This is a genomic window from Gordonia sp. SL306 (genome assembly GCF_026625785.1).
GTDB lineage: Bacteria > Actinomycetota > Actinomycetes > Mycobacteriales > Mycobacteriaceae > Gordonia.
Genome location: NZ_CP113063.1, coordinates 5108127 through 5123841, shown reverse-complemented (window position 1 = coordinate 5123841; position 15715 = coordinate 5108127). Strand labels below are relative to the sequence as shown.

General features: G+C 65.9%; 14 protein-coding genes. 6 read left to right on the top strand and 8 right to left on the bottom strand.

Annotation, left to right across the window (positions count from 1 at the left end; genetic code table 11):
• Nucleotides 1–213: 213 nt before the first annotated feature.
• Nucleotides 214–1845 carry an alkaline phosphatase D family protein gene (locus OVA31_RS23475; protein ID WP_267628934.1) on the top strand — a complete coding sequence of 544 codons (1632 nt, stop codon included), beginning with the start codon at nucleotides 214–216 and terminating at the stop codon, nucleotides 1843–1845.
• Between the two features lie 50 nt (nucleotides 1846–1895).
• Here the strand turns inward: OVA31_RS23475 and OVA31_RS23470 are convergent, their stop codons facing one another.
• Nucleotides 1896–2867 (bottom strand): zinc-binding dehydrogenase, encoded by a 972-nt coding sequence (locus OVA31_RS23470; RefSeq protein WP_324290149.1) that lies wholly within the window; start codon nucleotides 2865–2867, stop codon nucleotides 1896–1898.
• 78 nt (nucleotides 2868–2945) lie between these two features.
• Between OVA31_RS23470 and OVA31_RS23465 the strand changes: the two genes are divergently transcribed.
• The gene (locus tag OVA31_RS23465; RefSeq protein WP_267628933.1) at nucleotides 2946–3734 is read left to right on the top strand and encodes an alpha/beta fold hydrolase; all 789 of its coding nucleotides are present in this window, start codon (nucleotides 2946–2948) and stop codon (nucleotides 3732–3734) included.
• Nucleotides 3735–3750: 16 nt separating this feature from the next.
• On the opposite strand, the gene OVA31_RS23460 is transcribed toward OVA31_RS23465, so the two are convergent.
• Both OVA31_RS23460 and OVA31_RS23455 read right to left on the bottom strand, forming a co-directional pair.
• A complete protein-coding gene (locus OVA31_RS23460; protein ID WP_267628932.1) occupies nucleotides 3751–5475 on the bottom strand; it encodes an MFS transporter in 1725 nt (574 codons plus the stop codon).
• Nucleotides 5476–5588: 113 nt separating this feature from the next.
• Nucleotides 5589–6359 (bottom strand): glucose 1-dehydrogenase, encoded by a 771-nt coding sequence (locus OVA31_RS23455; protein WP_267631678.1) that lies wholly within the window; start codon nucleotides 6357–6359, stop codon nucleotides 5589–5591.
• Nucleotides 6360–6663: 304 nt separating this feature from the next.
• Between OVA31_RS23455 and OVA31_RS23450 the strand changes: the two genes are divergently transcribed.
• Entirely contained in the window at nucleotides 6664–7524 is an 861-nt protein-coding gene (locus tag OVA31_RS23450) for an LLM class F420-dependent oxidoreductase (RefSeq protein WP_267628931.1), read from the top strand.
• Nucleotides 7525–7607: 83 nt separating this feature from the next.
• Here the strand turns inward: OVA31_RS23450 and OVA31_RS24795 are convergent, their stop codons facing one another.
• Both OVA31_RS24795 and OVA31_RS24790 read right to left on the bottom strand, forming a co-directional pair.
• Nucleotides 7608–8480 (bottom strand): ANL family adenylate-forming protein, encoded by an 873-nt coding sequence (locus OVA31_RS24795; protein ID WP_420714110.1) that lies wholly within the window; start codon nucleotides 8478–8480, stop codon nucleotides 7608–7610.
• Nucleotides 8390–9178, bottom strand: a complete 789-nt coding sequence (locus OVA31_RS24790) for an AMP-binding protein (protein ID WP_420714109.1) — start codon at nucleotides 9176–9178, stop codon at nucleotides 8390–8392. Before OVA31_RS24790 ends, OVA31_RS24795 begins: the two co-directional genes overlap by 91 nt.
• A 181-nt stretch (nucleotides 9179–9359) precedes the next feature.
• Between OVA31_RS24790 and OVA31_RS23440 the strand changes: the two genes are divergently transcribed.
• Nucleotides 9360–11597 carry an NADP-dependent isocitrate dehydrogenase gene (locus tag OVA31_RS23440; protein ID WP_267628930.1) on the top strand — a complete coding sequence of 746 codons (2238 nt, stop codon included), beginning with the start codon at nucleotides 9360–9362 and terminating at the stop codon, nucleotides 11595–11597.
• 42 nt (nucleotides 11598–11639) lie between these two features.
• Here the strand turns inward: OVA31_RS23440 and OVA31_RS23435 are convergent, their stop codons facing one another.
• A complete protein-coding gene (locus OVA31_RS23435; protein WP_267628929.1) occupies nucleotides 11640–12254 on the bottom strand; it encodes a TetR/AcrR family transcriptional regulator in 615 nt (204 codons plus the stop codon).
• Nucleotide 12255: 1 nt separating this feature from the next.
• On the bottom strand, nucleotides 12256–12720 hold the full coding sequence (locus OVA31_RS23430) for a GNAT family N-acetyltransferase (RefSeq protein WP_267628928.1): 465 nt from the start codon (nucleotides 12718–12720) through the stop codon (nucleotides 12256–12258).
• 219 nt (nucleotides 12721–12939) lie between these two features.
• On the opposite strand from OVA31_RS23430, the gene OVA31_RS23425 reads away from it, so the two are divergent.
• Entirely contained in the window at nucleotides 12940–13368 is a 429-nt protein-coding gene (locus tag OVA31_RS23425) for a nitroreductase/quinone reductase family protein (RefSeq protein WP_267628927.1), read from the top strand.
• Nucleotides 13369–13381: 13 nt separating this feature from the next.
• Here the strand turns inward: OVA31_RS23425 and OVA31_RS23420 are convergent, their stop codons facing one another.
• A complete protein-coding gene (locus tag OVA31_RS23420) occupies nucleotides 13382–14632 on the bottom strand; it encodes an MFS transporter (RefSeq protein ID WP_267628926.1) in 1251 nt (416 codons plus the stop codon).
• A 123-nt stretch (nucleotides 14633–14755) separates the two neighbouring features.
• Here OVA31_RS23420 and OVA31_RS23415 point away from each other — a divergent pair, with 123 nt between their 5' ends.
• Nucleotides 14756–15697 carry a LysR family transcriptional regulator gene (locus OVA31_RS23415; RefSeq protein ID WP_267628925.1) on the top strand — a complete coding sequence of 314 codons (942 nt, stop codon included), beginning with the start codon at nucleotides 14756–14758 and terminating at the stop codon, nucleotides 15695–15697.
• Nucleotides 15698–15715: the final 18 nt, after the last annotated feature.

The window sequence follows — 15715 nt, the reverse complement described above, 5'->3', positions numbered from 1 at the left end:
TCGTTTCCCTACGCGCGAGTACGGGCAGTGTGACGTTTTCGTCCGGGACGTGGATGATGCACCCTGACCTGCACATCGGGGCCGTGCGGGCGCAGGTCCGCAATGCTCACGCGAACCCGCTGTCGTTCTGCGCACGTCGCGACGTGCGCGGCTGCGAGGTGGGTGCGCGCTGTTCGTACGGTGGCCCGTCGAGCACGCACCTAGGCTGTACCGATGGCTCTCGTTCTCGGTCCGATCTTGCGTCACGTAGGCGAGACCACCGCAATCATCTGGGTTCAGACCGACAACCGCGCCGACGTCGAGGTGCTGGGCTGTCGCGCGTCGACGTTCGAGGTCGAGGGCTGCCACTACGCGCTGGTCGTGGTCGACGGTCTGACGCCGGGCTCGACCACCGAGTACCGACTCCACGTCGACGGGACGCAGGAGTGGCCGCCTGCGGAGTCCCGGTACCCACCGAGCGTTATCCGGACACGGGGAGCCGACCGCGACGGGAGTCTTCGGGTGGTCTTCGGGTCGTGTCGCTACCCCAAGACCGGCGACGCCGCCCTGGACGAAAAGCTCGGTTCCGATGCACTGGACTGCTACGCCACACGATTGACCGGGCAACCCGTGTCGGCGCTGCCCGACGTCGTCATCCTGCTCGGCGACCAGGTTTACGCCGACGAACTGACCCCCGAGGCGCGTCGGCACCTTGCCGGCCGCCGCAGCGGCTCGGTCCGTACCAAACGTCCACCCGACGAGGTCGTGAGCTTCACCGAGTACGAGGGGCTCTATCGGCACACGTGGGGCGATCCGGAGATCCGATGGCTCATGTCCACCGTGCCCATCGCGATGATCTTCGACGACCACGACATCCGCGACGACTGGAACACCTCCGCCGCGTGGCGCGCGTCGATGAAGTCCGTGCCATGGTGGCGGGACCGGATCCGGGCGGGACTCGCGTCGTACTGGGTGTATCAGCATCTGGGCAATCTCAGTCCCACCGAACTCGCCGCCGACGACGATTATCGAAAGGTGATCGACTCCACCGGCGACTGCTGGCCATTGCTGGTTGATCTCGCCGACCGCGCCGATGACGACGCCGACGGAGAGAAGGGTCTGCGGTTCAGCTACCGATGGGACATGGGAACGGCCAGACTCGTCATGATCGACTCGCGCAACGGTCGAATTCTGTCCGGGGGTTCTCGAAAGATGTTGAGTGACCGGGAGTTCGACTGGCTCGAGGAGCAGATGACAGACGGCGTCGACCGCGTCGACCACTTGATCCTGGGGTCATCGCTGCCCTGGCTGCTTCCGCCTGCGCTCGGTGACCTGCAGACGATCAACGAGATCGCGGCCAACCGGACCGGCTTCCGCGGGCGACTCGCCGAAAAGATCCGTCAGGCGACCGATTTCGAGCACTGGCCTGCGTTCATGGAATCGTTCCGGAAGCTCAGTGACCTGATCATCGGTGTGGCCACGCGGCCCGGCCGTGCGCCCGCCACCGTCTCCGTGCTCTCCGGCGACGTCCATCACAGCTATGTGGCACGGGCCGACCACCCGGGTACGACGGCGACCGCAGTTCATCAGCTGGTGTGCTCGCCCGTTCACAATCATGTCCCCGGGTACGTCAAGCCGGTACTGGAGTATGCGTGGTCGCCGCGGGCCGCACGTGTGACCCGCGCGTGGGCCCGGCATCTGGGATCTCCCCCGTTGCCGATCAACTGGTCCGACGTCGGCGGTCCGTTGTTCGGCAACACCATTGCCACACTGATGACGGACGGGCGCACCGCCCGCGTCGTCTTCGAACAGCCACGCGAAGACCGCGCGCTCTCCGAGATCGCCCGGGTCTCTCTCACCGACTGAGGGGCCGGCCGGCCCACCGCGACGCGCCGGCTCGCGCCCCGGTCTGTCGGTCATTCCGTCAGGACAACGCCCTTGCCGAGGAGCGTGCCGTCTTCCATGTCGCGGTGCGCCGAGGCGATCTCATCGAGTTGATAGACGTGACCGATCGGGACGGTGGCACTGCCGGCCGCGACGTCGTCGAGAAACTGCTGCAGGACTCGCGGCGGCAAATCGCTGGATCCACCCGAGTAGGCGGTCAGTCGGACTCCAGTGGGCAGATAGTCCATCGGATAGAACTCGGCGATGGTCCATTGGTCGGACAACATACCGGTGAAGCACACGGTCCCCTTGGCGCGCGTGGCACGCAAGGTGTCCGGCAGTGTGTTGACTCCAACGAGTTCGACGGCTCCGTGCACCCCGTCCGGCACGATATCGCGGACCGCCTCGCTGATCGCGCCGTCGTCGACGACAACGTGATCGGCGAACTCGCGGAGGAAGTCCACCCGGGCCTCGTTGCGCGTTGTCGACACGACCACGCAACCCGCGCGCCGGGCGAGGACGGCCAGGGCCAGGCCGACCGATGAGGTGCCCCCGCGGATGAGCAATGACTCGCCTGCGGCAACACCGGCACCGATCGTGAGCGAGCCATGAGCGGTCTGCACCATCTCCGGCACTGCGCCCAGCACGTCCCACGGCAGCTCGCTGGCGAAGGGCACCACCGAGGACACCGGTACGCACACGAACTGCGCGTACCCGCCGTCGATGGTGCGGCCCATGCCGCCCATCAACGCCGCCACCTGGGTCTCGGGCGCAAGCTCACCACCGGGGCATTCGACAACCACCCCCACCGCCTCGAGCCCGGGAATACGGGGGAAGGATCCGAACGATCCCATCCCCCGCCGAAAATGCAACTCTGATCGGTTCAAGCCAAATGCCTTGACCCGGATGAGAACCCAGCCGACGGTGGGTGTGGGAGTCGGAACCGAGCGGATGGTCATGGATTCCGGCGGGCCCGGTGCATCGAGTACGACGGCGCGCATCATGATCCGAGCCTACGCGGGCGGGAGGGGTGGCGACGCCGACGATGGTTCAGACCGAGAACCATCGCTAAGGTGCGATGCGTGAACACGTCACCGCATCGACTCATTGCCGGCGACCAGATCGCCATCTCCTATCGCACGTTCGGGGACGGTTCTGGCGGGGACGCTTCCGGCCGACCACCGGTTGTCCTGCAGCACGGCTTCGCGTCCAGTGGTGCACAGAACTGGATGGCAGCCGGACTGGTGGATGCTCTTGTCGCCGAGGGTCATCGGGTGATCGTGGTCGACGCGCGCGGGCACGGCGAATCGGACAAACCCCATGATCCCGGCCGTTACGGTGAGGGCCGCATGGCGCGGGACCTCGTGGAGTTGTTCGACTCGCTGGACATCGCGGAAGTGGATCTGGTCGGTTATTCGATGGGTGCGATCGTCTCGTTGCTGACCGCGGTGCACGACAATCGGATCCGCCGGCTCGTCATCGGCGGTGTCGGTGCGGGCGTGGTGGACCTCGGTGGTGTCGACACCCGGGTGATCGACCAGCGCGCTCTGGCCGACGCTCTGCGTGCCGAAGACCCGGCGACCGTGACCGACCCGGCCGCCCGCCGATTCCGGCTGTTCGCCGACGCATCCGACAACGACCGGCTCGCGCTGGCGGCGCAGGCCGAGGCGGTCAACACCGAACCCATCGCCTTCGAAAAGATCTCCGCCGAGGTCGCCGTGGTCATCGCCGGTGTCGACGACGATCTCGCGTACCGACCCGAGGTCCTCGCGAAAGAGTTGTCGGCCACACTGATCCGAGTGCCCGGGAACCACCTGGGTGCGGTCGGGACCCCGGAGTTCCGGACCGCACTGCTCGAGACCCTCCGGTGATCTCGCGTCGTCGTGGTCAGTCGTGGTGCAGCGCGGCGAGTTCGCGTTGGATCATCGATTCGTGGGCAAGTGCGTCCTCCCGAGCCCGGCGTGGATTCCATCGCCCGCTCAGCACAAAGATGAACGGCACGAACAGGATCTGGGCGACGACGCAGATCCACCACCAGATCTTCCACTGACCCGGATTGTCCGACTGCGCCTGCTCGACATCGGCCGCATGTTCGGCCAGGAACGCCTGGTCCCCCGGCGGAATCGGATCGGTGCTCAACTGCTGCAGTCGAGCAGCTGCCTCCCGCGGGGTCGCCGCGAGGCCCGCACCCATCAACTGTCCGACGGCGGCCACGCCGGCCCGCGCATCGCGTGGATTCGCGGCCAGCGCGCTCAGGGTAGCCGGCTCGACAGCACTCGCGGTCGCGACCTGTTCGGGATACTCGGCGACGATGTGGGAAACGCGCGTGCCCTGGTCGACCAGGGTCGAGGTGGCCGGCACCACGAAGGTCAGCACGATGAGTGCCAGCGTCACCGTGATGCGGACAGTCCACCCCCAGATCGCCAGACCGGTCGCGGTGGCGGCCGGATTGTGGCGCTCGACGGTCTCGGTGAAACTGGCCATCCATGCGCAGTAGGCGATGCCGCCACCCACGGCGATGACCACGAGCACGAGCGCGAAGGTGTAGTAGCCCGTATCGGGACGGGTGCTGAGCATCGCGAAGATCGCGGTGCCGATCACGGAGATCACGGTCCCGATGGCCATGAGCGGCTTGCGGACCCGGATCTTGTCGGAGACCACGCCGGCGACGATGAGGGCGATCGCGTTGGCGATCCAATACCAGTTCGCCAAGGCGTTGGCACGAGCCTCCGAGTAGCCGAATGTGGTGGCGAAGTAGACGACGAAGAACCCGACCGCGATGTAATAGAACATGAGGAACAGGCTGATCGCGATGGCCGGTCCGACGATGTCGAACCTCATCATCTGGCGCCAATGCCCGTGCAGGGCGGTCTCGGTGTCGAGACCACCGGCCCGCGCCTCGATCAACGCCCGTTCGTTCAGGCTGACCATCAGCTGGTCACGAAGCCCTGGCGACAACTCGCGGAGGCCGACCAGCGCGATGACCGCGACGACCAGACCCGCGATCCCGCAGACATAGAACTGGAACCGCCAATCCGGGTGGCTGTCGAGTGTATTGCTCGACACCATGGTCACGACGAGGCTGCCGAGTACCGGGCCCATCGTCCAGAATCCCATCGCCTGAGCACGTCCGACCTGTGGCGAGAAGTCACGGATCAACGCAGGTGTCGCCACCAGGATCATGCCCTCGACAATGCTCAAGACTGCGAAGAAGATGATGTACCACAAGGTGTTCGGCGCATGCGGGAGCGCGAACAGCACCAGCAGGCCGGTGATGAACAGGCCGATGACCACCAGGTTGGCGCGGCCCCAGCGGTCCGCCAGCCCGGCTGCCAAAGAAGCGAAGGCGCCCAGGAGGTTGCCGACGATCGACACCACGACGAACTGGGTGAAGGTCATGCCGAACGACGTGATGATCTTGGTTGCCACGGCGCCCTGGATGTAGAGCTGGTAGTACAAGATGACTGTCGCCAGCACCGTGATGGCGAGGTATCGGTATCGTGCCGCAGGCAGTGGATAGTGATCGAGCTTGCGGTCCCAGAGCGAGTGCAGGCCGCCTTTCGGCGAGCCCGCGATTTGTGCCGCATCTCGTTCTGCGTTGGTCTGTGTCACGCGTTTTCCCGTCTGCAAGGATCGAATTGGGGTCGGGGCTTATCCGACAGGTTCGCGAAACCTGTTCTCCGGAAGTCGTTGTCGGGATGTTCGAGTCGGTGCGACTCACGTGGTCATCGGGTGCCGCTCATTCCTCCGTCGACCGGTATGACCACGCCGGTGAGGTAAGCCCCGGCCCGTGACGACAAGAAGATCGCCGTACCTGCGATGTCGTCGGGCGTGCCGACGCGTCCGAGCGGGACACCGGCTTCCACCTGGGACCGCATGTCGGGGTCGTCGAGCATGAACGCCGTCATCTTCGACGGAAACGGTCCTGGCGCAATCGCGTTGACGGTTATCTGCTCCGGCGCCAGAGCGGCCGCCAGCTTGCGGGTGAGCCCGTGGACGGCCGCCTTTGACGCTCCGTAGGAGAAGTTGTCGGTGTGCGAGACAACCATGCCGTCGATGGATCCGATGTTGATCACCCGTGCCGGGCCGTCGGAAGGGGCGGCACGGAGCATCGGCAGTAGTGCCTGCGTCACCTCGAACACGGACGTGATGTTGAGATTGAGGACCTTGTCGAAGCCCGACTGTGGGAACTCGTCGACTGGTGCTCCCCAGGTGGCGCCCGCATTGTTGACGAGCACGTCGACGCGATCGAATTCGTCTGCCACGAACCGGGACAACGCTTCGACCCCGGCCGGGGTGGACAGATCGGCGGCCAGTGCAGCCACATCGCCCGAGTCGGACAATTCGGCGCGCGCCCGCTCGCAGGCTTCAGCCTTGCGGGAGCAGATGATCACACGCGCGCCTGCCTGCAGGAAGCCCCGCGCGATCATCAGCCCGATGCCGCGGGTCCCGCCGGTGACGACGACTGACTTCCCGGCGACGTCGAAAAGCGACATGGCCTGCCCGGGCTCCTGGGGCGGGGTCACCTCGACACTCCAACACGAGTCGTCACGCGATCGAGGACTCGACGGTGCGGTCGCGCACCGGGCCGTGAACAGCTCACGTGGGACACCACTTTCGTTGATGAGTGCGCCATGACCGCCAGCGCGCTCGGTGTGACGCATTGCGGAGGAATCAGTGACTGTGATCGGAGTCCTATCGAGGTATAGTTGAAGTCGGCTTCATCTTCAAGTCTTTCGTCAGATCGGGATAGGAGATTCCGCCCGGAATCGGGCTCCGTCGACCAGTAGGGTCGGGTACGTGAATCTCAACGGGGTAGGTATCTGGAGTTCGCCATTGCGCTACGGAGATCCGAGCGAGGCCGCAGACGCTGCATCGGAACTGGATGAGCTGGGCTTCACGGCCCTGTGGATCCCCGATGTCGGCGGACCGGTGCTGGACTCGGTCGCCAATCTGCTCGGTGCGACGTCGAATGTCGTGGTCGCGACCGGGATTCTCAACATGTGGATGCACGAGCCGCACGATGTGGCTGCGGCGCATGCGCGACTGACGGCCGAGCACGGCCCGCGGTTCCTGCTCGGTCTCGGGATCAGTCACGCTCCCCTGATCGACGCGCAGGAAGCCGGGCGTTACCGAAAGCCGTTGGCGACCACCAAGACCTTCTTGGACGGTCTCGATAGTGCCGAGGAACCGGTGCCGACCGACAGTCGGGTGCTGGCGGCGCTCGGCCCCAAGATGCTGGCCTTGTCAGCGGAACGCAGCCGCGGCGCGCACCCGTACCTGGTGACACCGGAGCACACCGCGGTCGCTCGATCGGCTCTCGGCGACGGTCCCCTGCTCGCGCCGGAACAGACCGTGGTCCTGACCACCGACCGCGACGAGGCCCGCTCGATCGGCACCCCATGGCTGCGCGGCTACCTGGCAATGCCGAATTATGCGAACAACCTACGCCGCCTCGGGTTCTCCGACGACGATCTGGATTCCGTCAGCGACCGGCTCTTCGACGCGACCATCGCGTGGGGAGACGAGTCGGCCGTGCTCGCCCGGATCGACCAACATCGCGCCGCGGGCGCCGACCATGTCTGCCTGCAGGTGCTGCAGGCAGACCAGCGTGCGGTCCCGCGCGCGCAGTGGCGGCGGATCGCCGACGCATTGCGGTAGGTTACCCAGCCGCGACGGTTCCCGTCATCCGCGACGCCATTTCCGGGTCGCGGATGACGGGAACCGTCGCGGCTGGGGGCCGATCACCGCTCGAGCCGACGGCCCAGAACGCCCGCCATCATTCTCTCCCGGAGGGCGCGCCGATCCGGCTTCCCGGTCGGGAACAAAGGGAGTTCGTCGAGGTACGCCGTGAACCACGTGGTCGGCACCTTGTACCGGGACAGTTGGTCGCGGGTGCGGCGATCGAGGTCGGCGGCATCGACGTCGCCGCCCGCCGGCACCACGACAGCGACCACCTCCTCGCCCCGGGTCGGATGATCGATTCCGACGACGAGGCAATGAGCCACATCCGGGAACTCTTCGATGACGGCCTCGACCTCCCGAGGTGAGACGTTCGAACCCGCCGCCTTGATCATCTCGGTGTCGCGTCCCACGTAGAACAGCCGTGGGTCGTCGGGCAGTTCATAGACCTGATCGCCGGTGTGGAACCACCCGTCGGGATCGAAGACCTCCGACCGCTCGCGCTTGTTGTATCCGGCCATGACGCCGGTGCCACGGATCCAGAGCTCCCCGATCTCGCCCACGGGCACGACAGCACCGTCGTCGTCGACGATCCGCTTCTCGGTGGCCGCCCAACCGCCTGCCGTCTCGGTCATGGTGCGGTGGATCGGATGACCGAGCGGTGAGTTGATCATGGCGATGTCGGCCGGGCCGTCGCGCAGGAGCGGGGCGCGCGACAGGTCACGCTCGGCGAAGGACGGATCGCCCCGCAATTGCTGGATGAACGCCGGCCACCCGACGTACCCGGTGGCGCGTTCACGCTCGATGAGGTCGAGTGCCGGACCGGGATCGTGACGCGGAACGGTCAGCACCGTCGCAGGGGCGTGCAGTGCGCCGGCGGCGGCCAGGATGCCGCCGATCCAGAACACCGGCATCGCGCACAGCACAACCGGCATCGCTGCACCGCCGTTGCTCGCCTGCAGCATCTGGCCCACTGCGAGGTCTGCCGGACCACGGTGCCGTGGGTGTGCACCACTCCTTTGGGGAGGGCCGTGGAGCCCGAGGTGTGGATCATCAGCGCGACGTCTGCGGGCGAGACCTCGCTCTCGACGGAGTCGAGGAGCGCCTGGGCGACCAACGACGTGTCGTCGCGCTGCCAACGGGTCGCCCAGGACCGTTCGGACGGGCCGGTGAGCACGATGTCACGCAGGAAGGGGGTGGCGGTGAGCTGGATCCGACCGCGGCTCTGATCGTCGAGGCCGGGCAGTGCTGCCTCGAACTTGTCGGGGATGTCGACGCCGAGGATCGCGGTCGGCGCGACCAACACCTGCACGTCCGCGAGGCGGAGCACCCGCGCCAGCTCGGCCGGCGGATACAGCGTGCTCAGCGGAACGGCGACCGCGCCGATCCGGCTCACGGCCAGCCACCAGACGGTCCATTCGACGCCGCTGGTGAAGAACAGACCGACCCGGCACCCCTTGCCGACATGCTGGGTGAGCAGCCACCGGGCAACCAGCGCGGAGCGCTCCTCTGCCTCGACATAGGTCATGCGGTCACTGGGTGAGACGGTGTAGGCGACGTCCCCGAACTCCCGCGCGGCCCGCTTGAGTAGCTCTGCGATCGTCGGTGGGTTCACCTCGTCATCACGCGCCATTGTTCCCCCGGGTGTCGAAGCGATTGTCGGTTCTTGTAAGACCGTAGGTGATCTATCACCGAGCGATGACCGCCATCGCTCTCATTGGTGGGCACCCAGCGTCCTCCGGCGTGATACTGGTAAAGCTGAGGCAAGCAGACCGATGTGTTGCGTGACCGAAACTGAAGACGAAGGCAGGATTATGAGCGCGGAGCAGCCGACCATCATCTACACACTGACCGACGAGGCGCCGATGCTCGCGACGCAGGCTTTTCTGCCGGTCATCCGCGCGTTCGCCGATGCGGCCGACATCAACGTCGAGACCAGTGACATCTCGGTGGCGGCACGGATCCTCGCCGAGTTCTCCGACTACCTCACCGAGGAACAGCGGCTGCCGGACAACCTGGCCGAGCTCGGGCGCCTCACGCAGGACCCGGCCACCAACATCATCAAGCTGCCGAACATCAGCGCGTCGGTTCCGCAGTTGCTCGCCGCGATCAAGGAACTCCAGGAGAAGGGGTACGCGATCCCCGACTACACCGGGAATCCCAAAACCGACGACGAGGCAACCATCCGGGATCGATACACCAAGTGTTTGGGCAGTGCCGTGAATCCGGTGCTGCGTGAGGGCAATTCCGATCGCCGCGCACCCAAGGCCGTCAAGGCGTACGCGCGTAAGCATCCCCACAGCATGGGCGAGTGGTCGATGGCATCGCGGACACATGTCGCGCACATGACGGAGGGCGACTTCTACCACGGCGAGAAGTCGATGACGGTCGACGGCGACCGTGAGGTCAAGATGGAGCTGATCACCGAGAGCGGCGAGACACTCGTGCTCAAGCCGAAGGTGACACTCGACGACGGCGACGTGATCGACAGCATGTTCATGAGCAAGAAGGCGCTGGTCGAGTTCTACGAAGAGCAGATCGAGGACGCCTACAAGACCGGCGTGATGTTCTCCCTGCACGTCAAGGCGACCATGATGCGCGTGTCGCACCCGATCGTGTTCGGCCACGCCGTGAAGGTCTTCTACAAGGACGCCTTCGCCAAGCACGGTGAACTGTTCGACGAACTGGGCGTGAACGTCAACAACGGTTTGTCGGATCTGTACAGCAAGATCGAGTCGCTGCCGAGCGCGCAACGCGAGGAGATCATCGACGACCTGCACAAGTGCCACGAGCACCGTCCCGAGCTGGCGATGGTCGACTCGGCGCGGGGCATCTCGAACTTCCACTCCCCCAGTGATGTCATCGTCGACGCATCGATGCCGGCGATGATCCGCGCGGGCGGAAAGATGTACGGCGCGGACGGCCGGATGAAGGACACCAAGGCAGTCAATCCCGAGTCGACCTTCTCGCGCATCTACCAGGAGATGATCAACTTCTGCAAGACCAACGGTGCGTTCGATCCGACGACCATGGGGACCGTGCCCAACGTGGGCCTCATGGCGCAGAAGGCCGAGGAGTACGGCTCGCACGACAAGACGTTCGAGGTCCCGCAGACGGGCGTCGCGAACATCACCGACATCGCGACCGGTGAGGTCCTCCTGACGCAGAACGTCGAGGAGGGTGACATCTGGCGGTTGTGCATCGTCAAGGATGCGCCTATCCGCGATTGGGTCAAACTCGCTGTCACGCGCGCACGGGATTCGGGGATGCCGGTGCTGTTCTGGCTCGACCCCTACCGCCCGCACGAGAACGAGTTGATCACGAAGGTCAACACGTATCTGAAGGATCACGACACCGACGGTCTCGACATCCAGATCATGTCGCAGGTCCGAGCGATGCGGTACACGCTCGAACGGGTGATCCGCGGGATGGACACCATCGCCGCGACCGGAAACATCTTGCGCGACTACCTGACCGACCTGTTCCCGATCCTCGAACTGGGCACCAGCGCGAAGATGCTCTCGATCGTGCCGCTGATGGCCGGTGGCGGTCTGTACGAGACCGGAGCGGGTGGTTCCGCACCCAAGCACGTCAAGCAGCTCATCGAGGAGAATCACCTGCGTTGGGATTCGCTCGGCGAGTTCCTGGCGTTGGCCGTCAGTCTGGAGGATCTCGGGAAGAAGACCGGGGACAAGCGCGCCGAGATCCTGGCGAGGACTCTCGACGCGGCGACCGGCAAGCTGCTGGAGAACGACAAGGGTCCGTCGCGCACCTCCGGTGAACTCGACAATCGTGGGAGCCAGTACTACCTCGCGATGTACTGGGCGCAGGAGTTGGCCGCGCAGACCGACGATGAGGAACTGCAGAAGCGCTTCGGCCCGCTGGCCGAGACGCTGGCCGAGAACGAGGACGCCATCGTCGCAGAACTGAACGAGGTGCAGGGCAGCGCGGTGGACATCGGGGGCTACTACGCACCCGACCCCGAGATGACCGCTGCGGTGATGCGACCGAGCAAGACGTTCAACGAGGCGCTGGAGTCGGCACGAGGCTGATGTTCGTACCGGTCGACCGTCGCGATCGCGACGGCCGACCGGTCACGGGCCCCGATGGCGTGAACGGTTGATGGACCTGCCTGAGGGCGCGGCGATGCGATCGAGAGTGGCATGTGCTGCTGCCGTGGTTCGTTCGGCGTCTCCGGTTGCCAACAGGTCCAACAGGGCGCCCCGTAGCACCGCGAGGACGCCGGTCCGTCGATTCTCCGCCTCGCGGGTGCCAGGGACCGGCTGTGCGGATGCGAGGACGGTGAGCCAGTCGTCGACGGTGTCCGCGGCGAATCGCGCCCAGGGCCCGTCCGGGTCGATCAGGGATCGCGCATACGCCTCCACCCAGAGCGCCAGCACGGGGCGATGCTCCGGGGCGGCGAGCCAGGACCAGATCTGGCGGGCGACCTCGGTGAGGGTCTCGTCGGTGGGTTCGTGATCGCGGAGTCCGGCGAGGAGTTCGAGTTCGTCGCGGCGCGCACGCGTGAGGATCGCCCGGATGAGGCCGTCTTTGCTGTCGAAGAGATAGAGCAGCACTCGCGGACTGGAGCCGATGGCGGCGGCCAGCGGGCGAAGCGAGAAGTCGGTCAGTCCGTGCTGGAGGACGTAGTCGTATGCCGCTTCGAGAAGCTCGGACTCGCGGGCCGACGGCGTGGCGTTGGTGGACAAGTCAGAGGTCTCGTGCCCAGTTCTGGCCCAGCAGGTCGTGACCGAAACTGTGGTGGCGCTCCTCGTCGACGAGGGTGAAGCCGGCGGCCTGGTATATGCGGCGAGCCGATGTCAGGACGTCGTTGGTCCACAACGTGATCCGACGGTATCCGGCGGCGCGGGCGAAATCGAGGCAGGTGTCGACGAGTCGAGTTCCCAGTGCGTGTCCGCGAGCGGCAGGGTCCACGAGGAGTACGCGCAACTGTGCGGTGTCGGCGGCGTCACCGGCCACACAGAGGACACAGCCGGCACGCCTGCCCTCGAGTTCGGCGATCCAGGCGGCTTCGCGCCGTGGGTCGTGCCCGGTCGCATAGTCGGCGGCGATCGTGGCGACGAGGCCTTCGAAGGTGGCATCCCAGCCGTACTCCCGTGCGTAGACCTCACCGTGAGTCTGGATCACCCAACCGAGGTCCCCGGGGTGGTCCATCGCTCGGATGGTGACCGCGTCTGCGTCCGTCGAAACGCTCGTGGCCTGACCCGATCGTGTATCACTCATCGTCGCCCTTTCTGAACTGGAGCGGACGTGCGCACCGTCGTCACTGAAACGAGTGTTTCAGTACGTTACCACGGCTCGCGGAGTTCACCCGCCGAGCGGGCACGGGCCGTAGGCTCGAGGGCACCAGACCTTCGACAGGAGATTGTGGGCATGAGCGAATACGACGACTGGAACACCCAGATAATCAACGAGTTCCGCGCGAACGAAGGCAAGGTCGGCGGCAACTTCGAGGGAGCTCCCATGCTGTTGCTCCACCACGTCGGCCGCAAGTCGGGTCGCGAGACCGTCACGCCGATGATGTACCTGCCCGACGAGAAAGACGACGCCACCATGTACGTCTTCGCATCGAAGGCGGGCGCGCCGAGCAACCCGGCGTGGTACTACAACGCCACCACGGCTGGGCAGGCCCAGATCGAACTCGGCACCGAGACCCAGACGGTCACGGTGAGCGAGGTGACCGGCGAAGACCGCGATCGCATCTACGGGGAGCAGGCCCGGCGCTACCCGGGATTTGCCGACTACGAGAAGAAGACCGCCGGGGTCCGGACGATTCCGGTCCTCGCATTTCGCCGTAGCTGAGGCGTGGATCCCGTCAGTGGACTCCGGAGGCGTCGGCCGACCGCGCCTCGGGTGAGACGGCGACGTCGGCGGGGCGTCGGATCAGCAGGGCGGGAGTGGTGAGCAGGACGACTCCCGCCACCACCAAGGCGGTGCGCGGAGTGGTGATCGCCGCGAGAAGGCCACCGGCTGCGGTGAGCGCCGCGATGCACAGGCTGGTACTGATCGACCAGGCCGCGATGACCCGAGAGAGTTGCTCCGTCTCGATCAGTTGCTGTCGGTAGGTCACGTATACGGGGTTGAACACGCTGCAGCAGAAGATCAGGCCCAGCTCGATGACCATGACGACCGCCAGGCCGCCGATGCCGGGTCCCACCAACGCCAGGCCGATCGGCCAGCATGCGCGCAGTACGCCGGTGACGAGCAACGCCGTGGATCGGCCCAGCCGGTTGACGACGGCGCCCGCCAGTCGCGACCCGATCAGTCCGCCGATGCACGGCAACGAGAACGCCAGACCGTATTGCCATGTCGGGAAACCCAGGTGGCCGAGCATCAGAACGGCGAGGACGGGTTCCCCCGCCATGATGAGACCGTTGACCAGCACGGTGTTGGCGAACAACCGGCGCAGGGTGCGGTGGCCGATGATGATCCGCCATCCGTCGACGAGATCGGACAACCGTGGCGGGTTCGCTCTTCTCCGCGTTTCCTCCGACACGCGCATGCCAGAGACTCCCAGCGCCGAGAGCAGGTAGCTCGTCGCGTCGACGCAGATGGTCACGAATGGCCCGAACAGTCCGATCAGGGCGCCCCCGAGCGTGGGGCCGACGACGGTCGCCGACCACCTGGTCGACTCGAATCGGCTGTTCGCGGTCAGCAGGTCGTCGGGATGGACAAGCGTCTTGACCAGAGGTGCGCTCGCCGCGTCGAAGGCGATCTTCGACGCCGTCGCGACCACGGAGACCGCGATCAGTTGGCCGATCGTCAACACGTCGAGCGCGTATGCGAGCGGCAGCGACGCGAATGCACACAACCGGATCAGATCCGTGGCGATCATCACGGGCCGCTTGCGACGAAACTCCACCCAGGGCCCCAGGGGCACGGCGACCACCGCGCCCACCGCGAGGCCCGCCGCAGACAACGCCGCAACCTCGGCCGGTCCCGCGTCCAAGACCGTGATCGCGACAACCGACAGTGCACCGAATCCGATCCAGGTGCCGAAGGTGCTCACCGCATAGGCCGCCCACAGCCACTCGAACGGTCGCCCGAGAGCGCGCCTGACGCCCACGCCGCCCCCCTCCGCTGCAAACAGGTTCGAACCACGACCGATGAAACGCCGATACAAGCGGACTCACAAACAACTGGGCGAGCGGCGCGGCACAACCATTGGTTGTTCATTACGGTGGGTCGCATGGACCTTGACGGGGTGCGCACCTTCGTCGCGATCGTCGATGGCGGACAGTTCCAGGCGGCCGCCGACCGTCTCTCCATCACTCAGCAGGCGGTGTCGAAACGCATGGCGGCGCTCGAGCGCGGCCTGGGAGTGCAACTGCTCACGCGCAACGCTCGCGGTGTCGCGCTCAGCGTCGACGGGCAGGCCCTGCTCCCCCACGCCCGTGAGTTGCTCCGGGCCGAGGACCGCGCGCTGGCGTCGGTGACACCGCAGCGGCGTCCCCTGCGCATCGACGTGATCAACCGACGCATCGCACCGGCCGTTCGGGTACACGCCTTCTATCGGCAGCATCCCGATATCACGCTGGACGTGGTCGCCCTCCCGGACATCGACACCGACGCGGCCTTCGAATCTGTCGCCAACGGAGCCGTGGACGCAACGTTCCGAACCGTGCGGAACACGAAGCGATTACCACGAGCGCTCCGTTCGGCTCATGTCATCGACGACGCGCATCAGCTACTCGTCGGGCCCCGACATCCGTTGGCCGACAACGATGTCATCGCGTTGGCCGAGCTGGAACGGCATCCGGTCTGGATGCCCGGTCTGCCCTCGACGACCGACTGGGGTGCGTACTATGCGGAACTCGCGACCACTTTCGGACTCCGGATCGACGTGCTCGGCCCGAACTTCGGCGGCGAGGTGCTGCTCGCTGAGATCGCCGACTCACCGGATCTCTGTACCTTCGTCGGCGAAGGTTCACGCTATCTCTGGCCGGCGCACTATGACCTCCGGCGAATCCCCATCGTCGATCCGACGCCCGTTTATCCGATGTCGATCGTCTGGGCGCGCGACAATCCCAACGCGTCGCTGCATGCACTTGTCACCCATCTGCAGACCGTTCACGCCGACCACCCGGTCCACAACGCCTGGGTGCCGATTCGATGGGCGGAAGCGCTCTGAGTGCCGTTTCCGTAGCGG